Here is a 22237-nt window from a genome sequence, read left to right as displayed (position 1 = left end):
ATTGAATGAATAGCTTGTCAACATCAAATCAAAAATGGTGATAATATCAGAAATCTTTTTCTATAAAACAAAACTAACCCAACTTGATTAATTAAAAAAGTAGGTTAGTTATAAAAATATTTCACCTATCTAATCTACATCTCAATCTAAGTGGTTCGATAGTTAAGAAAAAAGAAACCCAGTAAAATGAGTTTCTTCACTTTGCCGATTGCAGGGATTGAACCTGTGACCTAGGCTTTACGAGTGCCTTGCTCTACCAACTGAGCTAAATCGGCGATTACACTTACAGTATAGCACTCTAAGAACAGATGTCAAGGAATTTTCATCTCTATTAGAAAAAGCCTGTCCTGAGACAAGGCTTTGAGTTTCTTCATCTTAAGAACCTGCACTTTCATAGGAATCCAAGCCCCTGTCCCAAAGTTTCAAGGAAATAGCAAAGAAAACCAGAGAAATCAAAATCAAACCTCCGACGTTAAAGATTACATCCTTGTCCTGCAAGAAATAGCTGGCAGGATAGTAGGCCGTAAAGGCAAAAGGTACAATAAAACTGATTAACCAACGAAGAAATGAATTATAAATTGAAATGGGATACTTGGCAAAATCATTAAACATATAGAAAATGTAAATCATTGCTCCTGACTGCTTGGTCCAAAAAGCGATGCTGGCTGTCGCGATTTTCAAGGAAGTATAAATCAAGGTCGCAAAAGGAATACAAACTAGGAAAAGCAGGAATTTTGGAAGAGTCCAAGCAATGCTAGTTACTGTTGTTCCTAGCAGAATACCACCGACTAAGAGTTCGCCAAAAGCATCAATCTGAAAGGTCTCAACTAAGATGTGAAAGAGAGGATTGATAGGACGAGTCAAATACTTGTCAAACTCTCCCTTTCTCACCAAGCGTTGTCCCAACGCCCAGAGATTATCAAAAAAGAGATGATCCAATCCCTTGGGAATCAAGGAAAATCCATAGATAAAAGCAATTTCTTGAAAAGTCCAACCTTCTAGGGATGGGATGTGTTGAAAAATGACATTGAGAAATAAGAGATTTAAGCCTTGAGTTAGAAAAACTCCCATGACACCAACCACAAAATCCACCTTGTATTCCATGATTTGTTTGATGTATTGTCTGATAAAAATCAGATGCATGCGTTGATATTTTTTCATACTAACCTCCCTGAATGGTAATGAATGACTGGACTCGTTTCCAAATCAACTGAGACAGCCCCACCATCACTAAGAGCCAGAAAAACTGTAAAGCGAGCGCCTGAAGCATCTGACTGGCATCGTATTTCCCAACGATAATCATGACCGGAGTGTAAATCAAGGATGAAAAAGGCAAGAAGGACAGAATATCTGAAACAAGCTTTGGAAAGAAAGCCAAGGGAATCAAACTTCCAGACATAAAAGCCACTATAGAAGTCTTAAGTAGGTTGGAACCCCAAAGATTTTTAAACACAAAGGCAGAAAATCCAAAGCAGATATTAAAGAAAAAGTTAATCAGATAGGCAAGCATTAAGCTAAAAAGATAAAGGACAGTTAATCCCAGCACTTCTACCATCCCTTGACCAGATAAGATTTTCATCAAAACAATGACACTTAAAAATGGAAGGCCAACGCTGATAAAAATCAACCACTTGGAACCAAGCTCAGTGAAAAGATAGGAGGCCGCAAAATGCACTGGTCGCAACAAGCGCATGATAATGGAACCATCCTTGACCTCCTCCCCAATCATAAAGGACGAATCTGACCTAGTCAGAAGATTGGTCACAAAACTCATGATGATGTAGAGGGTGATATCTGCCATACTGAAGCCCTGAATTAAAGACTCCTGAGAGGAATCAAAGACAGCCTTCCAAAGATAAAAAGCAACAAAAGCCCCCATGACATCGCCTATCCTATAGAGAATAAAGTTTACTCGATAGGTGATCAATTCCTGAACACCTGCATTGATAAAGGGTTTATAACGTCTCCACAATTTGACCATCTTAGAGCTCCTTTCGGTAGAAGCGACGGATAATGTCCTCGATATCCGTATCCACCATCTTCAAATCGCGAATTTCAAAATCAGACAGGGTTTGCTTGATAATGTCAGCTGACTGGTAGCGAGAACTATCGAATTCAATGTTGAGGCTATTCCCCTGTCTATCAATAATCATATCAGGCAGACCTTCATAGTGAGAGACGAGATGACTTTGATCTGGTAGCAGTTCAAAGGAGAGCGTCTTCATCTTGCCAAATGTATCCTTAAGCTGGCTAACCGTTCCATCAAAAATCTCTTGCCCCTTATCAATCATAAAAATCCGATCACATAGTTGCTCAATATCACTTAAGTCATGGGTGGTCAAGAGAATGGTCGTCTCTTCCTCCTGATTGATCTGAGTAATAGCCCGACGAATATTATCCTTGACCGAAACGTCCAAACCAATGGTCGGCTCATCTAAAAAGAGAACCTTGGGATTGTGGAGCAAGGAAGCTGCAATGTCCGCCCGCATCCGTTGTCCCAGTGAAAGAGTTCGTACGGGATCCTTGATAAAGTCCTTCAAATCCAAGACTTCATTCAAAAAATCCATGCGCTTATGAAAGAGCGAATCTGGCACATCGTAAATCTCCTTTAAAACCGTGTAGGTCTCTTGCAGAGCCAAATCCCACCATAGCTGAGTACGTTGTCCAAAGACCACCCCAATATCCTTGACATAATCTTGACGATTATCCTGCGGAATCTTGCCGTTAATCCGACAAAAACCAGATGTCGGTTTTAAAATTCCTGTCAGCATTTTGATGGTTGTCGACTTCCCAGCACCATTTGCTCCGATAAAGCCTAAAATCTGCCCCTTTGGTACCTCAAAGGTCAAATCCTTAACCGCTTCAAAGGTCTGCTTTTCAGGATGAATAAAGGAACGCAAAGCCCCCTTCAACCCTGGTTCCTTAACTGTCTTCACAAAATTTTTCTGAAGATGTTCCACTTCTATCATTGCCATATTGATCTCCCTATGTAAGGAATAGCAACATTGTATTTTTGACTACAAATATTCTAAATCCTTACTTTCTACACCTTCTACATGTTATTACTACAGAAAGCTTTATACCAACCTATTATAGCCCAATAAAAATCAGAATGCAAGCGTTTGCCTAAAGTTTATGAAAAAGAAAATTTCTCTATTAAAATAATACTTTTATTCAAAAATTCTGGCTTAATAGTCTCCTTAAAACACCAAAAAACCTGCCCAATGGGCAGGTTACGAATTATAAAAAGCAAACTATTTTGATCAATATGAATCACTATTTAATCAAAGAACTAATCTTTCATAATTCTTTTTACAATCCCATTTCTATCAATTAGAAAACAATCTGGAAAGGTCATCTGCTCCCATTTTTCATAATCAAAACTGGAATCAAAGTGATGTAGTAGTATTCCTATCAAATTCCCGTGTGAACTAAGTAAAATCGTTTTTTCTGAGTATCTCTCTTCCAATTCCATTAAAAAATTTAGTACTCTAGCTAGTGCATCTTGATTTGATTCCCCTTCTGAAAGAGATTCACTGGGATTTTGCCATAAATATTTAATACTGTCTTCAAACTCAGAATCTTTTATAAAGGTTGAAGATAATTTTCTCTCTCGTAACCGATTATCAAGAACTATTTTATCAAATTGAATTGGCGAGCTATTAATCGTTTCAAATGCTCGTTTATAAGGACTAGAAAAATAATGATCAATATTAAAAGAATTCAAAAACTCTAACTGATCAAGAGATGAAAATCCTTTTTCTGACAAAGTTCTATTAAAATCATCACTTGAAAATTTTGAATGAGCATGTCTAAGTAAAATATAAGAATTATTCATAAGTCATTACCTTTCAATTATTGTCATCAGTCTAAAATTAAAATGATCTCTAAACCATCAATTACTCTTTAAAAAATCTTCAATCTGAGAAACTATTTCATGGCTTTTATAATGATAGAGGTCATGAGGCGCATCCATATAGACGACTTGAACATTAGACTGGTCACTTGCAAATCTCTCTGCATAACGTTGCCACTCAAATTGGCTAAAGCTAGTACCATCACCATTAGAAACCATTAGTAAGGCCGGAATTTTCGGATTAATGTTTGAGGGAACTTTCTTGGCATTTTCCTTTACCGTTTGGGATTCATGAAGCATGGCTTGTGACATCAACTGCTTATAAGCTAGAAGTTTATATTGTTTTCGTTCACTTTCGATCAGGGTTGGATTTTTTATATAAAAGGACTCAGGGAAGTAGCGTAATAAGCCAATCTTGCTGCTCCAATAGACTATAGTAAGCAAGGCCTGATTGTCCTTTAAATTCTCATAACTAGCTGGCAGTGCCCAATCTAACCCAATCAAGATTTTCACTTCATCAGGATATTTTTCCTGCCAAGCTAAACTCTCAAGACTAGCCATGGAATGAGACAAAATGATAAAAGGACCTTTGACATTTGCTTGTGAAAGAGCTTGACGCGTCTCAGACAAAACCTCCATCACATCTCTTGAATGATTGCTATCATCACTATAACCATATCCTGCTCGCTCCACGATGACTACCTTATACCGTTTCGATAAGGATTCCGATACTTCTTTAAAGTCCAATATAGGAGAAGCAATACCAGCACCTGAGAGAACTACTATAGTCTCAGGACCATTCCCTTCAACGTAAACATTTATTTGATGTCCATCGACGAGAACTTGTTGTCCCATAGGTGTCAGTGAGGCTTGTTCTTTTTCCAAACTGATACGGTGAAAGATGAATGTAGCCGCTAGAAACAAAAGAATGAAACTAAGAAAGGCAAGACTACATTGTTTTAGTTTTTTCATAGCATTATTGTACAAAAAATAGAACCTTTTAGCAACTTAATATTGGTTCATCTACAATATATTCACACCAAAAAACCCACCCTCATGGGCAGGTTTCATCTGTATTATTCAGCTAGATTAAGCTTTACCTTCTGAACCGAATACGTCGATACGTTCTTCAACTGATGCTTGGATAGCTTTTACACCATCAGCCAAGAATTTACGTGGGTCGAAGAGTTTTTTCTTGTCGTATTCTGCTTCGTTTGCTTCGTAGTCACGAGCAAATTTACGAGTTGCGTTAGCGAATGCGATTTGGCATTCAGTGTTAACGTTAACTTTCGCAACACCAAGTTTGATAGCTGCTTGGATTTGCTCATCAGGAATACCTGAACCACCGTGCAATACGATTGGGAATCCTGGAAGAGCTTCAGTCAATTTTTGCAAGTGGTCAAGGTCAAGACCTTCCCAGTTTGCTGGGTAAGGACCGTGGATGTTACCGATACCAGCTGCCAAGAAGTCGATACCAGTTTCAACCATTGCTTTAGCGTCTTCGATTGGAGCCAATTCACCTTTACCGATGATTCCGTCTTCTTCACCACCGATAGTACCAACTTCAGCTTCTACTGAGATACCTTTAGCGTGTGCTTTTTCAACAACGTCTTTAGCCAATTTAAGGTTTTCTTCAACTGGAAGGTGTGAACCATCAAACATGATTGAAGTGTAACCAACTTCGATACACTCAAGTGCATCTTCGTAGTGACCGTGGTCAAGGTGGATAGCTACTGGTACAGTGATACCCATTGATTCAACAAGGTTAGCGATCAAGTTGCGAGCAACTTTGTAACCACCCATGTATTTAGCAGCACCCATTGAAGTTTGGATCAAAACTGGAGCTTTTTTAGCTTCTGCTGCGCGCAAGATAGCTTGAGTCCACTCAAGGTTGTTTGTGTTAAATCCACCAACTGCATAACCGTTGTCACGAGCTGCTTGGACAAATTTTTCTGCTGAAACGATTGCCATTTTATCAGGCCTCCTGTATATTTTTATGGGACATCCCATTTACATTGTTCATTTTATCACTTTTTGACAAAAAAATCTAGTTTTTCCCGTAGTTTCGATTGAATTTCTTCTATCTCCCTCTATGTAAACCCTTTCTATTCCTAGTCTTGGGCGGCTTTTGGAAAAGCTATGAAGAAGGTCAAACGATTCTCTTTCATCTCAAAACGATAAGGTAATTTTTCATGTTCTAATAGGCTCTTAACCACAAAGAGCCCCATCCCAGACCCCTTGGCCTTGCGACTAGCATTGTCAGAAAAAGACTGGGCTAGTTTTTCTTGTTCCTCTGAGCTACAGCTATTTTCTATAAAAAATTCCCCTTCTCTTTCTCCAATGCGAACTAAGCCACCTGGAGCAGAGTGCTTGATGGCATTGCTGATGAGATTAGATAGGATCAACTTCATAACTGATGGGTTTAGATAAGCCTGCTGATGAGTCAAACTATTGTCTATCTGGAGCTCTCTATCCTTGGCTAGTAAAGCATAATCCTTAACCAGACTTTGCGTTATCTGGTGTAGGTCAATTTGTTCCCTATCATCTCGCAATTCCTGCACAGACGAGAGAGAAAGTATCTGGAGAACGTGGTGATTGAGCTCATCCACAATCCCCAAAGCAACTCCCAGATAGTGGTCTCTGTCCTTATAGCGACCGACATTTTCTTTCATGTTTTCGATCAGGATTTTCAAACTAGCCAGAGGCGTTTTCAATTCATGAGAAGCCCCTCGCAAAAATTCGACCTTCATCTTCTCCAGCTGGAGAATAGCTTCATTCTTGTCATGCAAGTCCGCAATGACAGTCAAAAGATGCTGGTAGAGGCTATTGATTTGTTCTTTGAGATCACCAATTTCGTCCTTAGAATCCACGCGCAAACGCACTTGGGCATCTAGCTCCATCATCCGACGGGTTACTCGCTTGATTTCCAAAATCGGTGCAGCAATAGTCCGTGCATAAATATAGGCCACCAAGAGAGAAATTAGAAAGGATGTCAGCAAGGTGTAGGGGAGAAATTGGAGACTGATTTGCTCTGCTTCCTTTTGCAAATCCACGGAAGCTAAAAATTGCAGAGTCATGGTACTACCATCTTGCGTTTTCACCTCGCGCTCCTCGATAAAGAGAGAGGTTGTCTGGCGGTCTGTATCCAGAGGAAAACTGTCCTTGACTTCTAACTTGTCCTCGGTCATCTCGCCCTTGACAGCCCCCTTGATATCACTAGTCTGGGAATATAGGTCTAACACTTGCTCAATACTCTGCCTATCCTTACCTTCTAGGGACTGGGCAATGGCTGTCGCTTTCTGGCCAATGCTTTCCTGCCGATGACTCAGATAAGTCGAAGGAAAAAGAAAATAAATGGCTAAATGAAGGCAAATAACTAGAACACTAAAAATCGAGAAGGTGTAGATGAATATCTTTGTAAATAAACCTGTTCGTTTCATTTTCGCTCCAATTTATAACCAACATTGCGCACAGTGAGGATGCAGTCCAAGTCCAGCTTTTTCCGCAATTCCTTGATATAGACATCAATGACACGGTCAAAAGGAACCTCATCTGTCACCTTCCAGACAGCATCGATTATCTGAGAACGGGTCAAGGCTCGTCCTTCATTTTTTACCAGATAGTCCAGAATTTCCAACTCTTTGGCATTGATAGCCACTTCCTCACCTGCTAGGCTTGCACTGTAGCTTTCAAAGTCCACCTTGGTATCCTTGTAAGAAAAGACGCGTCCTGTATCGTAGTAGCGCTTGAAAATCGCATCCACCCTCACTTTTAAGAGGGAGAGGGAGAAAGGTTTTTCCAGATAGCCATCTGCCAGAGAGGCAAAAGCACTCATCTTATATTCCTCATCCTGAAAAGCTGTCAACATCAAGACAGGGACCTGACTTGTTTTACGAATCTCAGCTAAGACTTCTAGGCCATTGAGCTTAGGCATCTGGATATCCAGTAAAACTAGAGCCACCTCATAGCTGGAAAATTTTTCTAAGGCTTCCTCCCCGTCTGCCGCCTCAATGATTTCATAACCACAATCCGTCAAATAGTCACTGACTCCCTCACGGATCATCTCTTCATCTTCTACAATTAAAATTTTCATAGAAAAAACGTTTCACATTCCTTTAAATTTCTTTAATTCATTTCTATTTCTTCCTGATAGGAAGAAGCCTAATCAAGATGAAATAGATAAAAATGCTACCTATATTATACCCCATTTAGGGGAGAATAGGTAGCAAGTTTGTTATTCACCATCCAGCAAGAGCTCTTTTGGTTGTTTTCTAAGGAGATTGCTTGAAGCAAGCGCCATAACGAGAACCACTAGAACCAAGGCAAGGACAAAGACGATGATAAAATCTGATGTCTGAATAGAAATATCTAGGCTCGACAAGGTCTTGCTAAAGCCATCTACCTCTGCACCACCACCAAGGTTAGAGGCTTGAGCAGCCTTGCTAGCTTGCTTGGCAACACCTGAAGTGACATTGGCAAGAACAGTATTTCCGATTGCACGCGCTGTGTAAGTAGCTAAGAAGTAAGCGGAAACAAGAGCAGGGATGGCAATCAAGATGGATTCAGTGATGAATTGACCCAAGATACTTGCCTGCTTGAGACCAATAGAGAGGAGAATACCCACTTCCTTGCGACGGGCATTGATCCAAAGGCTGAGCAAGAGGGCAAGGAGAAGGACCGAGAAGCTCAAGCTGCCCCAGAAGAGGAGGTTGGCCATCTTGTACATACCAGAGATGGATTGCTCAAGAGCTGGGTAGTTAGAGGAGCTCTTAACTAAAGTATAGCTCTTCCAGTTGATACCACTAATGCCATTCAACTCTTTCATAACATCATCCAAGTTCTTGTCCGCTGTTACAAAGAAGGTTGCGTCCCCATAAATAGCTGTGTCTTCTGTGTATCCATAAAGCTTTGCAGCAGTGTGAATGTCTGTGATAGCTGTATTTTCATAGAGTTCTTGTGAGTAGGTTACTGCTGACTTATTATGACCATCAAAGAGTCCCTTGATTGTCACTTCGACTGTTTCCTTGGCTCCTTTTTCATTGTCTGCATCGTAGATATTAGAGTCTAGTTTGACCTTGTCCCCTACTTTCCAGCCGTGTTTGGCTGCCAAGTCCTTGTGCAGGAGGATTTTGTCCTTGTCGTCGTTTGTTAGGTGCTCACCTTCGACCAGCTTATAAGAACCAGAGACAAACTTGTCTTCTTTAGAGGAGTCATTGACACCTGTAATCATCAAGCTGCTTCCAAAATGTTTAGCACGGTCAGGTGTCAGGTTTTTCTTGGTTTCTGGCGTTTCGATAAGTTCATATCCAGTCAAATCTCCGATAGCGTTGATGCGTTTCACATAAGACTCAATGGCCTTGTTTTCGGTGATTTTTTTGATATCTTCACCCTTAATATTCCCAGCACCACGTGGCGTTCCTTGATTGACGCGACGATTGATTTGCATGGAGAAGCTGTTGGTGATATTTTTAAAGGTCTCCTGAGAAGCCTTGGCAGTAGCTCCCTTGATCGACAAGCCGACCAAACTCAAGCTCGCCATGAGGAGAATAATCAGGAAGATGACAATCGATTTGAAAAACTTCCTTGTAACATAGGCAAATGCATTGTGTAACATAGGTTCCCTTTCTAGATGTTGTTCTATTTTATAGTTCTGATACTCAATGAAAATCAAAAAGCAAACTAGGAAGCTAGCCGTAAGCTGTACTTGAGTACGGTAAGGCGACGCTGACGTGGTTTGAATTTGATTTTCGAAGAGTATAACAGAAAAAGCTCATATTATTTCGTAGTATTGCGAGTTTCAGTTAGTTTCTTATCTTTCAACTCAAGTGTAATATCTGACGCTTGTGCCACTTCTTTGCTGTGAGTTACGACGATGACACATTTACCTGTTTTCTGGGCAAGCGATTTGAGCAGTTCGATAATATCTCCAGCAGTTTTAGGGTCTAGATTTCCTGTTGGCTCATCCGCTAGAATAACTGGAGCTTCTGATACCAAACTACGAGCAATGGCAACACGTTGTTGTTGACCACCTGATAACTGGAGAACATTCCGCTTGATCTGACTTTCATCCAAACCAAGCTCAAGAAGTGTATCCTTGCTTGCCTTTTTGTTGACCAAGCGGATATTTTCCAGTGGAGAAAGATAATCTATCAAGTTATAATTTTGAAAGACCAGGGAAATATGGTGCATGCGATGGTAAGAATAGCCCTTCTTACGAATGTCCTCTCCTTGAAAAAGGATAGAACCTTCAACAGGACTATCTAGACCAGCAAGTAGGGACAAGAGTGTGGATTTTCCTGCTCCTGACTCACCAATAATACTGTAAAATTTCCCGGGTTCAAAATTATAATTGATCTGATATAAAACTGCCTCAGCAGTATTCTTATAACGGTAGGTAACATCTTGTAATTGTAATAAAGTCATGATTTCTCCTTCTTAACTAATAGATGATAAAATTTCTTTAGGCGATTTTCTAAATAAGAATAGGAAACAAAGGGCTACAGATAAGCAACTAAGCAGAACTAGAAAAACATAGGATTCTGCAAAAGATAGGATGCTGGTTGATAGACTGCTTGCTTTGGCTAGTGTATCTTGTAAGCTTGCCTGATCTCCACTTGCGAGTAGGATTTGGAGTAGGTAAGATGTGATTGCGTTTCCTGCGACAAATGCTGGAAGCAAAGCTCCGAGAGATACCAAAACTACCTCTAAACAGAATTGTAGGAAGATCGAGCTCTTGCCTTTTCCAAGTGCCAGTAAAATCCCCACTTCGTAGACCCTTTCTCTCAACCAGAGAGACAAGACCAAAATTAAGGCTCCAGCTCCAGCTATCATAATCCCATAAAGGAAAATGGTCAGAAAGGTTTGGAAGGTTGCAACTGAGTCTTTGATTTGTTCAAAAGCCTTGTTTTCCTTTTCGACTTGATAGCCTTGATTTTCCAAAGACAAGTTTTCTACCTGCTTCATGAGTCCGTCCATTTCCTTAGGATTTTCTACATAAAAGCGCGCTGCACTGACTAGAGATTCACCATTTCCCAAAAGGCTTTGGCTACTTTCATAGTCTGTAAAGACTTGGTTTTCACTGAAGTCAGAAGACAAGCCCGTAAATTTCTCTTGTTTTTTACCAGAGAAGATTCCGACGATTTCAAACTCGACAGTTTGTCCTTTCCCAGCTTCTGACTGTCCAGCATCCAAGCGAAACTTGTCATGAAGCGAAAGACCGTTCTTCTTAGCCAACTCTTCGTGGATGATGATTTTCTTTGAATCCCCTTTTTGAAGATGTCGCCCTTCTTTTAAGTTGAAAGCCGAGCTGGTGAAGGTCACATCCTTGGATGAATCCTCAAGAGCCGTTAAGCTAACCAAGTTCTTGTCCGCAGCTGACAAATCATCACGTTCAACGCTCTGCTCGCCACTCACTGCTTCCTTGTCTTTTAGTTTTGCGACCGTCTCGAGTTCAGGAGAAACATTTTCCAGTCCCTTAATCTTGCTTACAGATGCTAGGTCTGACAGCTTGAAAGTCTGACCGTTCTCTATCTTCTTAATAGAAAAAGATGTGTTGAGTGATTTGTAAAGATTGGTTTCAACTGTTTTGTTGGACTTCATCAGAGTCAAACAGGCTGAGATTCCGGCCAACAGGACCAATAAAATCAGAAATAAAATAAAACTTCTCAGTCGTTTTCTGCTGACATAAGCCCAAGCTATTTGGATTGGATTCATTTGTCACCTCCATATTTGTAAGACTATTATAAAATCTAAATATGAAATGTTTATGAAATACAAAAAAAGAGCAAAAATTTTTTGCTCTACTTGAATTAGATAAAAAAGAGCTAGCCTAAGCTAACTCTTATCCCATGCGGAGAGAGGGACTTGAACCCTCACGACCTAAAGCGGTCACAGGATCCTTAGTCCTGCGCGTCTGCCAATTCCGCCATCCCCGCGTCGATTACTTTACTAGTATATCAACTTTTAGGATGCTTGTCAACACTTTTTTTCAATTTTTTTCATTTCATCAACCAAATTACTCTGAAATTTCATTTAGATTTTCATCTACTAACTTAGCTCCAAGTGTATTTTTGAAATGACCTAGGGCAAATTGATGATTTTCAGGCCAGATAGATGCAACAGCCGGTTTAACAATCTCGATGTCATATCCTAGATTATAGGCATCTATAGCTGTATGCAGGACACAGATATCCGTCAAGACACCCGTTAAGATAACGGTAGAAATTCGACGCTCTCTCAAACGGATATCCAGGTCAGTCCCTGAAAAAGCAGAGTAATGGCGTTTATCCATCCAAAAGACACGACTGTCTGAACCATGCTCTTGATAAAACTCCCCCAAATCTCCGTATAAATTCCGTCCACTAGTCCCAATCAAATTGTGAGGAGGAAACAGCTTGCTTTCTGGATGGAAACAATCGTTTTCTTCATGAGCATCAATAGTAAAGAAGATGTAATCTCCGCGTTCAAAAGCTAATCGAGTTACCTTGCTGATGGCATCTGAAATCGCCTGAGCTGGAGCGCCTGCTGTCAATTTTCCACTATCAGCAACAAAATCTTCTGTATAATCAATCGAAATTAAAGCCTTTGCCATTAGTAATCTCTTTTCTTCACTTCTTCAAAAATATCTGAAATCAAGACCTTAAGATAGGTTCCCTTCATTCCAAGTGAGCGACTTTCAATAATCCCTGCAGACTCAAGTTTACGAAGGGCATTGACAATCACAGAGCGAGTGATTCCAATACGATCTGCAATCACTGACGCAGTCAACTGCCCTTCATTTCCATTTAATTCCCCTAAAATTGCTGAAACAGCACGGAGTTCTGAGTAAGAAAGGGTATTAACCGCCATGGTAACAGCAGTACGGCGGCGGATATTTTTCTCATCTTCTTCACGCTGGAAGTTGAGGAGTTGAATCCCAACAACGGTACTGGCAATCTCAACAAGGATCAAATCCTCATCTTCGAATTTCTTATCATTACGCCAAATAATCAAAGAACCAAGGCGAATCCCTGATACATGAATCGGTGCAATAGTCGTCAAACCGTCTGGAAAGTCGGCACGACTTTCCACAGGAAAAATACTTAAATCATGATCAACTGTCAGATTGGCTTCTGTATCGTAAATCATGTTCGCACCTTGAATATAGTCATCAGGGAAAATCTTAGTTTGGAAGAATTGCTCTACACGATCTGTATTGGTTTTGTAACGCATAAAATAGCCAAGGAGACGTCCCTTGCTATTGACGATACAGGCGTTACAGTCAATAATATCGGCCAATTGACGGGTAATCGCATTGTATGGAAGTTCTTCCTGCAACTGCTCCTCTGAGCGCTTCAGGATAGAAGTAATTTTTCTAGTTTTTTCTAATAAATGTGCCATTTTTCACCTCGAATTTAATCGCTATCATTATAACATAAACAGCTTGAATTTTCAATTATTATCTGAAAATTGCTTATTTAATTGCAATTTGAAAAAACAAGAATATTTTTAATTAAATTGCTTATTTTCTATTGACAAGCTCCCTATTTTTGTGTATTATAATATTACAAGAAGATAATATATCTATTTTATTTATCTTTCTTTTTCCATTCGGTCTCCTTATATAAAAAAGCGATTCATTTTGAACCGCTTTTTCTTATTTATCGCCCTTGTTACGAATAACAAAGCCTGTTTGCTTTTCACTTGAAGTATTGCGTGGTTTTTTATTATCCTTACGATAACGTTTTTCCTTATCAAAACGATCGTTGCCACGACTTCCTTTTTTGAAATTATCACGACGACCATTGCCACGGCGATCACGGTCTCGACGGTCATCCCCACGACGGCTTCCACGACCTCCCTTAGCTTTGCTACCAAAGCCATTACCTGATGGTTTAAATGGCAGTGGTTTTTCACGTGCAATCTCCACTTCAGGAAGACTATCTGGATCTTGAACAGTCAGACTCAAGATATACATTGCCAATTCTTCTGGAGTAAATTCGGCAGCTAGCTTACGAGCATCCTTACCAAATTTCTCAAAGTTGGCACGGATAGTCTCATCTGCAAAATCACGTTCGATTTTCTTGAGAGCTACGTGTTTTTTTGCTTGGAAAGCTTCTTCTGCACTTGCAGGTTTGAGACCTTTCATGCGTTTCTTGGTCAAATTCTCAATGATTTGGAGGTAACCCATTTCATTTGGTGATACAAAAGTAATAGACTGACCTGACTTACCAGCACGACCTGTACGACCGATACGGTGAACATAACTTTCAGGATCTTGTGGAATATCGTAGTTATAGACATGGGTCACACCTGAAATATCCAAGCCACGCGCTGCAACGTCTGTCGCAACCAAAACATCAAGATTGCCATTTTTAAAGTCACGAAGGACACGAAGACGTTTGTTTTGGTCTAGGTCTCCATGAATTCCTTCTGCACGGAAGCCACGGATTTTCAAACCACGAGTCAATTCATCTACACGGCGTTTTGTACGACCAAATACGATAGCAAGCTCAGGCTGTTCCACATCCATAAGACGGGTCATGGTATCAAATTTTTCTTGTTCTTTAACACGGATATAGTATTGGTCAACCAATTCTGTTGTCAATTCCTTAGCAGCAATCTTCACATGCTCAGGTTCTTTCATAAACTGAACACCGATACGTTTGATGGCATCTGGCATAGTTGCTGAGAAAAGTAAGGTTTGACGGCTTTCAGGGACACGAGAAATGATAGCTTCAATGTCTTCAAGGAAGCCCATGTTAAGCATTTCATCCGCTTCGTCAAGGATAAGAGTTTCAATATCTTGTAATTTCAAGGCCTTGCGTTTAATCAAGTCCAAGAGGCGACCTGGAGTTCCCACCACGATATGGGCACCAGATTTAAGAGCCTTAATTTGTTTTTCAATGCTTGATCCGCCATATACTGAGCGTACTTTGACTCCCTTACTACGACCAAAGCGGAAGAGTTCCTCTTGACTTTGGACAGCAAGTTCACGTGTTGGAGCGATAACCAAAGCTTGGATGGTCGCTTCTTCTGTACGGATTTTTTCAAGGGTAGGCAAGCCAAAGGCTGCAGTTTTTCCTGTACCAGTCTGAGCTTGACCGATAACGTCCTTGCCTTCAAGAGCCAATGGAATGGTTTGTTCTTGGATAGGACTGGCTTCTACAAAACCAGCTTTTTCAATCTCTGCTAGCAAATCAGCAGACAAGTTTAATTCATTAAATTTCACGTTCTTCTTCTTTCTAAAGGTGGTGCGAAGCCACCCTATAGGGCTTAGTTTATACTTTTCTTTTTATGACGTATTTTCATATACTGGATATAAAATCGTGTTGCTTCTTTTCCACAAAAGAAAAGTACTGTTTTCTTTGCAACCTATCTAGTATAACACAAGAGAGAAGCAAAAGATAGTTAAATCCGTCTATAATGTCATGTAAACGATTTTTCTGAGAAAATGAGGATGAAATTTCCACTATTTCATAAACTTTTTTAAAGCGTAGCAGAATTGTGCAAAAGTTTTTTTCTTGTGCTAGAATGAAATTCGAATAGGAGGAACTCTAAATGTTAACTTATGATTTAATCGTTATCGGATTTGGTAAAGCTGGTAAAACACTAGCTGGTAAATTGGCTTCAGCTGGCAAAAAAGTTGCCCTCGTTGAACGTAGCAAAGCTATGTACGGTGGAACTTGTATCAACATTGGTTGTATCCCAACTAAGACTTTGCTGGTTGCTGCTGAGAAAGACTTGCCTTTTGAAGAAGTGATTGCTACCAAAAACACTATCACTGGTCGCCTCAACGGTAAAAACTATGCTACTGTTGCTGGTACAGGCGTGGACATCTTTGATGCGGAAGCTCACTTCCTTTCAAATAAAGTCATCGAAATCCAAGCTGGTGATGAAAAGAAAGAACTGACTGCTGAAACAATCGTCATCAACACTGGTGCCGTTTCAAACGTCTTGCCAATCCCTGGACTTGCTACAAGCAAAAATGTCTTTGACTCAACAGGTATCCAAAACTTGGACAAATTACCTGAAAAACTTGGTGTCCTTGGTGGTGGAAATATCGGTCTTGAATTTGCCGGCCTTTACAACAAACTTGGAAGCAAGGTCACAGTCCTAGATGCCTTGGATACTTTCCTTCCTCGTGCAGAACCTTCCATCGCAGCTCTTGCTAAACAATACATGGAAGAAGACGGTATTGAATTGCTTCAAAATATCCGTACTACTGAAATCAAAAACGACGGTGATCAAGTCCTTGTCGTAACTGAAAATGAAACTTACCGTTTCGATGCCCTTCTCTACGCAACTGGACGCAAACCAAATGTAGAACCACTTCAACTTGAAAATACAGATATTGAACTAACTGAACGTGGTGCTATTAAAGTAGACAAACATTGTCAAACAAACGTTCCTGGTGTCTTTGCAGTTGGAGATGTCAACGGCGGCCTTCAATTTACTTACATTTCACTTGATGACTTCCGTGTTGTATACAGCTACCTTGCTGGAGATGGCAGCTACACACTTGAAGACCGTCTCAATGTACCAAACACCATGTTCATCACACCTGCCCTTTCACAAGTTGGTTTGACTGAAAGCCAAGCAACTGATTTGAAACTTCCATACGCAGTGAAAGAAATCCCTGTTGCAGCAATGCCTCGTGGTCACGTAAACGGAGACCTTCGCGGAGCCTTCAAAGCTGTGGTTAATACTGAAACAAAAGAAATTCTTGGAGCAAGCATCTTCTCAGAAGGTTCTCAAGAAATCATCAACATCATCACTGTTGCTATGGACAACAAGATTCCTTACACTTACTTCACAAAACAAATCTTCACTCACCCAACCTTGGCTGAGAACTTGAATGACTTGTTTGCGATTTAAGTTGAGATTTAATCGTATCGAACAGCCCCCTTTGGGCTGTTTTTACTTCTACGAAATCTCAAATCTGTCTTTTCCCTCTTTTATGATATAATAGAAACATGAACTTAAAAACTACTTTGGGCCTCCTAGCTGGGCGTTCTTCCCACTTCGTTTTAAGCCGTCTTGGCCGTGGAAGTACGCTCCCAGGAAAAGTCGCCCTTCAATTTGATAAAGATATTTTACAAAACCTAGCTAAGAACTACGAGATTGTCGTGGTCACTGGAACCAACGGAAAAACCTTGACAACTGCCCTCACTGTCGGCATTTTAAAAGAGGTTTATGGTCAAGTTTTGACCAACCCAAGCGGTGCCAACATGATTACAGGAATTGCGACAACCTTCTTAACAGCCAAATCTTCAAAAACTGGGAAAAATATTGCCGTTCTAGAAATCGATGAAGCCAGTCTATCTCGTATCTGCGACTATATCCAGCCAAGCCTTTTTGTCATCACTAATATCTTCCGTGACCAGATGGACCGCTATGGTGAGATTTACACAACTTACAAGATGATTTTGGACGCTATTCGTAAGGTGCCTACTGCCACTGTTCTCCTTAATGGAGACAGTCCACTTTTTTACAAGCCAGCTATTCCAAATCCTGTAGAGTATTTTGGTTTTGACTTGGAGAAAGGTCCAGCCCAGCTGGCTCACTATAATACCGAAGGAATCCTCTGTCCTGACTGCCAAGGCATCCTCAAATATGAGCATAATACCTATGCAAACTTGGGTGCCTATATCTGTGAAGGCTGTGGATGTAAACGTCCTGATCTCGACTATCGCCTGACAGAATTGGTTGAGTTGACCAACAATCGCTCTCGCTTTGTCATTGACGGACAAGAATACGGTATTCAAATCGGTGGTCTCTACAATATCTACAACGCCCTTGCTGCAGTTGCTATCGCCCGTTTCCTTGGTGCAGATTCACAACTCATCAAGCAGGGATTTGACAAGAGCCGTGCTGTCTTTGGACGCCAAGAAACCTTCCATATCGGTGACAAGGAATGCACGCTCGTCTTGATTAAAAATCCAGTCGGTGCGACCCAAGCTATCGAGATGATTAAACTAGCACCTTATCCATTTAGTCTATCTGTTCTTCTTAATGCCAACTATGCTGATGGGATTGATACTAGCTGGATTTGGGATGCGGACTTTGAACAAATCACTGATATGGACATTCCTGAAATCAACGCTGGTGGAGTCCGTCATTCTGAAATCGCTCGTCGTCTACGAGTAACAGGCTATCCAGCTGATAAAATCACTGAAACAAGTAGTCTGGAACAAGTTCTTAAAACCATTGAGAATCAGGACTGTAAGCATGCCTATATCCTAGCAACTTATACTGCTATGCTGGAATTCCGCGAACTGCTGGCTAGTCGTCAGATTGTTAGAAAGGAGATGAACTAATGGTTTATACTTCACTTTCCTCAAAAGCTGGCAATTACCCCTATCAGCTCAACATTGCCCACCTCTATGGAAACCTCATGAATACCTACGGGGACAATGGAAACATCCTCATGCTCAAGTATGTGGCTGAAAAGCTGGGAGCCCATGTGACCGTTGACATCGTTTCTCTCCATGATAACTTTGATGAAAATCACTACGACATTGCCTTTTTCGGTGGCGGTCAAGACTTTGAACAAAGTATTATTGCAGACGACCTACCTGCTAAAAAAGAGAGCATTGACAACTACATCCAAAACGACGGTGTGGTTCTGGCTATCTGTGGTGGTTTCCAACTATTAGGTAAATATTATGTTGAGGCTTCAGGTAGACGCATCGAAGGGCTAGGGGTCATGGGCCACTACACGCTCAACCAGACCAATAACCGTTTTATCGGGGACATCAAGATTCACAATGAAGATTTCAATGAAACCTACTATGGTTTTGAAAATCATCAGGGCCGTACCTTCCTCTCAGATGATCAAAAACCACTGGGACAGGTTGTCTATGGAAATGGAAACAACGAAGAAAAGGTCGGCGAAGGGGTTCATTATAAGAATGTCTTTGGTTCCTACTTCCACGGACCTATCCTCTCTCGCAATGCCAATCTAGCCTATCGTCTAGTCACTACTGCCCTCAAGAAGAAATACGGTCAGGATATCCAACTCCCTGCCTATGAAGATATTCTCAGCCAAGAAATCGCTGAAGAATACAGTGATGTCAAAAGCAAGGCTGACTTTTCTTAAACAAAGGAAAATGATATCAAAGAACTCCGTTATCTTGTCGGAGTTCTTTTTGTCTGTTCTTTTACCCTTCTCCCTTGCATTTTCTCTCATTTTTTGCCAAAATAGAGGGGTAGAAAGAAGGTAGCATATGTCTAAATTACAACAAATCGTAACATATCTTGAATCAGAAAAACTAGACGTCGCTGTCGTATCTGACCCCGTCACAATCAATTACCTCACTGGCTTTTACAGTGATCCCCATGAACGCCAAATGTTCCTTTTTGTCCTAGCAGATCAGGAACCTCTTCTCTTTGTCCCAGCCCTTGAGGTTGAGCGTGCAAGCAGCACTGTTTCCTTCCCAGTTGTGGGCTATGTGGATTCTGAAAATCCATGGCAAAAAATGAAACATGCTCTTCCACAGCACGACTTCAAACGTGTCGCTGTTGAGTTTGACAATCTCATCTTGACAAAATATCATGGTTTAAAAACCGTTTTTGAAACTGCTGAGTTTGAAAACCTCACTCCTCGCATCCAACGCATGCGCCTCATCAAATCAGCTGATGAAGTGCAAAAAATGATGGTGGCAGGTCTCTATGCGGACAAGGCTGTCAATGTTGGTTTTGATAATATTTCTCTTGATAAGACTGAGACAGATATCATCGCTCAAATTGACTTTGCCATGAAACGTGAAGGCTATGAAATGAGCTTTGACACCATGGTCTTGACTGGTGATAATGCTGCAAATCCACACGGTATTCCAGCAGCTAATAAGGTTGAAAATGATGCTCTTCTCCTCTTTGACCTTGGTGTTCTGGTCAACGGATATGCTTCAGATATGACTCGTACAGTCGCTGTTGGTAAACCAGACCAATTCAAGAAAGACATTTACAACTTGACTCTTGAAGCCCAACAAGCTGCTCTAGACTTTATCAAACCAGGTGTGACTGCCCATGAAGTAGACCGCGCTGCACGTGAGGTCATCGAAAAAGCTGGTTACGGTGAGTACTTCAACCACCGTCTTGGTCATGGTATTGGTATGGATGTCCACGAATTCCCATCCATCATGGAAGGAAACGACATGGTCATCGAAGAAGGCATGTGCTTCTCTGTTGAACCAGGTATCTATATCCCTGGTAAAGTTGGTGTCCGTATTGAAGACTGCGGTGTTGTTACCAAGGATGGCTTCGACCTCTTTACAAGCACCAGCAAAGACTTGCTTTATTTTGATTAATGTTCTTCGAAAATCTTCCCACAATAAAACGCATAGTATCAAGGCTTTTCAGCACCTGATATTATGCGTTTTTCTTATTTGAAAGACTTTTGACTCAGCCTCTTTACTTAATCTTCTTGATACTTTGACTAAGAATAAATCCTACAATCATCCCTACCATATTTTGCATGAAATTTGGTAAAATTTCTGGTAGAGCTGCAGCCCAGCCATTCATCAATGTAGAACCCAAGGCGTAACCCCCTACCATGGCAATCGTTGCTAAGATAAGGCCTAACCACTGAGTTTTTCCTTTAAATCCTGCGAAAAATCCCTGCAAGCCATGGTTGACCAAGCTAAAGAACATCCACTGAGGATAGCCTGATAAGAGGTCAATCAAGAAACCTGCTAGTCCTCCGACTACAGCCCCTTCACGACTACCAAAGTAGAAGGCCGTAAAGAAGACACCCGCATCTAAAAGAGTTAGAATGCCTGTCGGTGTTGGAATTTTTAAGAAATAGCCTAGAACCACAGAAAGGGCGGTTAATAGAGATACAAGGGCGATTTTAGTTGTTTTGGTTTGCTTCATATTGTCTTACTCCATACTGATCTGCTTGTGCAATAGAACGATAAACGAAAGCCTTAGAGCTTTCTACTGCTGGTAAAAGTTCATCACCTTTGACTAGGTGACTGGCAATGCTAGAGGCAAAGGTACAACCTGCACCAGCATTTTGCCCTTGGATAACAGGATTTTCTAGGACTGTAAAGTTTTGTCCATCATAAAAGACATCTACAGCCTTGTCCTGACTAAGTCGATTGCCTCCCTTGATAATGACTGCTGGCGCTCCTAAGTCATGCAATTTCTGAGCTGCAGTTTTCATGTCTTCCAAGGTTTTAATTTCCTGACCAGCCAATAATTCTGCTTCAGGAAGATTCGGCGTAATCACACTGACATGAGGGAAAAAGCGTATCAACTCTTGGCAGAGTTCACTAACTGCTACGTCGTGCGTTTCCTTGCAGACCAAGACAGGATCCAGAACCACAGGCACTCCTAGGCGTTTCTTGATAAAGTCCAATGCCTTCTCAGCCACACTGACATTAGGGAGAAGACCAATCTTAATCCCTGCAAATTCCACATCACGCAAGCTATCTAATTCATGTTGAAAAATGGCATCGTCAGTTGGAAAGACTTCAAATCCTTTTTCTGTCAAAGCTGTCAAACAAGTCACTGCTACAAAACCATGCAAGCCGTTCAAAGTATAGGTAGCCAAATCCGCAGATAAACCACCACCACTAAAAATATCATTTCCAGAAAGTGCTAAAATACGATTATTCTTCATAACGAATCTCCTTTAAATATAAACCATTTGGTGCTGCAGTGGGACCTGCAAGCTGCCTGTCCTTTTTCTCCAAGATGAGGTCAATCTGCTCTACTGGCATGCGGTTGTTGCCGATTTTGAGCAGTGTCCCCACCATATTGCGAATCTGCTTATACAAGAAACCATTTCCTGAAAAGGTAAAAGTCAAAAACTGGCCTGTCTCATCAACCCTAAGACTAGCTTCTGTAATAGTACGAACCTTGTCCTCTACGCTGGTCCCAGATGCTGTAAAACCTGTAAAATCATGGGTTCCCTCAAGTTTTTTGACAGCCTCCTGCATCCGTTCCACATCGAGTGGATAGGGAAAGTGAGTGGCATAGTGACGGCGCATAGGATTCTTGGGACGGCCCTTATCCACGATAAACTCATAGGTCTTACTGTGCTTGGCATAACGGCAATGAAAATCATCCGCCACAAGCTCAATCGAAATCACATCAATATCTTCAGGGGACTGGGTGTCCAAAGCAAAACGGAGCTTCTCCTCATCCATCTGATAAGGTAGGTCAAAATGAATAACCTGTCCCAGAGCATGAACCCCACTATCTGTCCTACCAGCACCGTGAACAGTAATGGTTTGCCCTTTATTTAACCTGGTCAAGGTTTTTTCAATTTCTTCCTGAACGCTACGCGCATGAGGCTGGCGCTGAAAGCCAGCAAAGGCGTAACCATCATAGGAAATAGTTGCTTTATATCTCGTCATAACTTCTATTTTATCAAGAAAATAATCTGTAAACAAG

Annotated in this window: 21 protein-coding genes and 2 tRNA genes; 4 read left to right on the top strand and 19 right to left on the bottom strand. The window is 41.0% G+C overall.

The genetic code is table 11. The features are described 5' to 3' along the window. Positions 1–202: 202 nt before the first annotated feature. From D8837_RS07290 to D8837_RS07205, 16 genes are all read right to left on the bottom strand, one after another. Positions 203–275: transfer RNA gene (locus tag D8837_RS07290), tRNA-Thr, on the bottom strand. Between the two features lie 100 nt (positions 276–375). Next, positions 376–1161, bottom strand: a complete 786-nt coding sequence (locus tag D8837_RS07285) for an ABC transporter permease (RefSeq protein ID WP_125456627.1) — start codon at positions 1159–1161, stop codon at positions 376–378. Between the two features lies 1 nt (position 1162). After that, entirely contained in the window at positions 1163–1981 is an 819-nt protein-coding gene (locus tag D8837_RS07280; protein ID WP_125456626.1) for an ABC transporter permease, read from the bottom strand. A gap of 1 nt (position 1982) precedes the next feature. Then, complete coding sequence (locus D8837_RS07275; protein WP_125456625.1) at positions 1983–2975, bottom strand: ABC transporter ATP-binding protein; 993 nt, start codon at positions 2973–2975, stop codon at positions 1983–1985. Positions 2976–3292: 317 nt separating this feature from the next. Continuing rightward, entirely contained in the window at positions 3293–3838 is a 546-nt protein-coding gene (locus D8837_RS07270; RefSeq protein WP_061408643.1) for a histidine phosphatase family protein, read from the bottom strand. A 57-nt stretch (positions 3839–3895) separates the two neighbouring features. Then, the gene (locus D8837_RS07265; RefSeq protein ID WP_185755689.1) at positions 3896–4828 is read right to left on the bottom strand and encodes an alpha/beta fold hydrolase; all 933 of its coding nucleotides are present in this window, start codon (positions 4826–4828) and stop codon (positions 3896–3898) included. Between the two features lie 117 nt (positions 4829–4945). Then, positions 4946–5827, bottom strand: a complete 882-nt coding sequence (locus tag D8837_RS07260) for a class II fructose-bisphosphate aldolase (protein ID WP_001018997.1) — start codon at positions 5825–5827, stop codon at positions 4946–4948. Positions 5828–5967: 140 nt separating this feature from the next. After that, positions 5968–7296: a sensor histidine kinase VncS gene (vncS, locus tag D8837_RS07255; protein ID WP_125456623.1), complete on the bottom strand. Its 1329-nt coding sequence runs from the start codon at positions 7294–7296 to the stop codon at positions 5968–5970. After that, positions 7293–7949, bottom strand: a complete 657-nt coding sequence (gene vncR, locus D8837_RS07250; protein WP_125456622.1) for a response regulator transcription factor VncR — start codon at positions 7947–7949, stop codon at positions 7293–7295. Before vncR ends, vncS begins: the two co-directional genes overlap by 4 nt. 141 nt (positions 7950–8090) lie before the next feature. Further along, positions 8091–9470, bottom strand: a complete 1380-nt coding sequence (vex3, locus tag D8837_RS07245; RefSeq protein ID WP_125456621.1) for an ABC transporter permease subunit Vex3 — start codon at positions 9468–9470, stop codon at positions 8091–8093. A 161-nt stretch (positions 9471–9631) separates the two neighbouring features. Continuing rightward, positions 9632–10279 (bottom strand): ABC transporter ATP-binding subunit Vex2, encoded by a 648-nt coding sequence (gene vex2, locus D8837_RS07235; protein ID WP_023946252.1) that lies wholly within the window; start codon positions 10277–10279, stop codon positions 9632–9634. A gap of 12 nt (positions 10280–10291) precedes the next feature. Beyond that, positions 10292–11569 (bottom strand): ABC transporter permease, encoded by a 1278-nt coding sequence (locus D8837_RS07230; protein ID WP_125456620.1) that lies wholly within the window; start codon positions 11567–11569, stop codon positions 10292–10294. 135 nt (positions 11570–11704) lie between these two features. Beyond that, positions 11705–11790 (bottom strand) — tRNA-Leu (locus D8837_RS07225). Positions 11791–11870: 80 nt separating this feature from the next. Next, positions 11871–12446 carry a cysteine hydrolase family protein gene (locus tag D8837_RS07220; protein ID WP_125456619.1) on the bottom strand — a complete coding sequence of 192 codons (576 nt, stop codon included), beginning with the start codon at positions 12444–12446 and terminating at the stop codon, positions 11871–11873. Further along, positions 12446–13234 carry a GTP-sensing pleiotropic transcriptional regulator CodY gene (gene codY, locus D8837_RS07215; protein ID WP_000940738.1) on the bottom strand — a complete coding sequence of 263 codons (789 nt, stop codon included), beginning with the start codon at positions 13232–13234 and terminating at the stop codon, positions 12446–12448. Before codY ends, D8837_RS07220 begins: the two co-directional genes overlap by 1 nt. A 256-nt stretch (positions 13235–13490) precedes the next feature. Further along, positions 13491–15065 carry a DEAD/DEAH box helicase gene (locus tag D8837_RS07205; protein WP_084928289.1) on the bottom strand — a complete coding sequence of 525 codons (1575 nt, stop codon included), beginning with the start codon at positions 15063–15065 and terminating at the stop codon, positions 13491–13493. 329 nt (positions 15066–15394) lie between these two features. On the opposite strand from D8837_RS07205, the gene D8837_RS07200 reads away from it, so the two are divergent. The 4 genes from D8837_RS07200 to D8837_RS07185 all read left to right on the top strand — a co-directional run bounded on the left by D8837_RS07200 (position 15395) and on the right by D8837_RS07185 (position 20145). Further along, the gene (locus tag D8837_RS07200; protein ID WP_061864292.1) at positions 15395–16711 is read left to right on the top strand and encodes an FAD-containing oxidoreductase; all 1317 of its coding nucleotides are present in this window, start codon (positions 15395–15397) and stop codon (positions 16709–16711) included. Positions 16712–16809: 98 nt separating this feature from the next. Then, positions 16810–18153 (top strand): lipid II isoglutaminyl synthase subunit MurT, encoded by a 1344-nt coding sequence (gene murT, locus D8837_RS07195; RefSeq protein WP_125456618.1) that lies wholly within the window; start codon positions 16810–16812, stop codon positions 18151–18153. Continuing rightward, positions 18153–18935 (top strand): lipid II isoglutaminyl synthase subunit GatD, encoded by a 783-nt coding sequence (gene gatD, locus D8837_RS07190; RefSeq protein ID WP_061864294.1) that lies wholly within the window; start codon positions 18153–18155, stop codon positions 18933–18935. Before murT ends, gatD begins: the two co-directional genes overlap by 1 nt. Before the next feature lie 127 nt (positions 18936–19062). Then, positions 19063–20145: a M24 family metallopeptidase gene (locus D8837_RS07185; protein ID WP_125456617.1), complete on the top strand. Its 1083-nt coding sequence runs from the start codon at positions 19063–19065 to the stop codon at positions 20143–20145. Positions 20146–20248: 103 nt separating this feature from the next. On the opposite strand, the gene D8837_RS07180 is transcribed toward D8837_RS07185, so the two are convergent. The 3 genes from D8837_RS07180 to truA are packed head-to-tail and all read right to left on the bottom strand — an operon-like array spanning position 20249 to position 22200. Further along, positions 20249–20710 (bottom strand): ECF transporter S component, encoded by a 462-nt coding sequence (locus D8837_RS07180; RefSeq protein WP_000814989.1) that lies wholly within the window; start codon positions 20708–20710, stop codon positions 20249–20251. Continuing rightward, positions 20688–21461 (bottom strand): bifunctional hydroxymethylpyrimidine kinase/phosphomethylpyrimidine kinase, encoded by a 774-nt coding sequence (locus D8837_RS07175; RefSeq protein WP_049486844.1) that lies wholly within the window; start codon positions 21459–21461, stop codon positions 20688–20690. Before D8837_RS07175 ends, D8837_RS07180 begins: the two co-directional genes overlap by 23 nt. After that, positions 21451–22200 carry a tRNA pseudouridine(38-40) synthase TruA gene (gene truA / locus D8837_RS07170; RefSeq protein WP_049486843.1) on the bottom strand — a complete coding sequence of 250 codons (750 nt, stop codon included), beginning with the start codon at positions 22198–22200 and terminating at the stop codon, positions 21451–21453. Before truA ends, D8837_RS07175 begins: the two co-directional genes overlap by 11 nt. Between the last annotated feature and the right edge of the window lie 37 nt (positions 22201–22237).

Origin of the sequence: Streptococcus mitis, assembly GCF_003942965.1 — a bacterium.
Lineage (GTDB): Bacteria > Bacillota > Bacilli > Lactobacillales > Streptococcaceae > Streptococcus > Streptococcus mitis_BH.
Note: the sequence above shows the minus strand (reverse complement) of the source record. Positions and strands in the feature narration are given on the sequence as shown.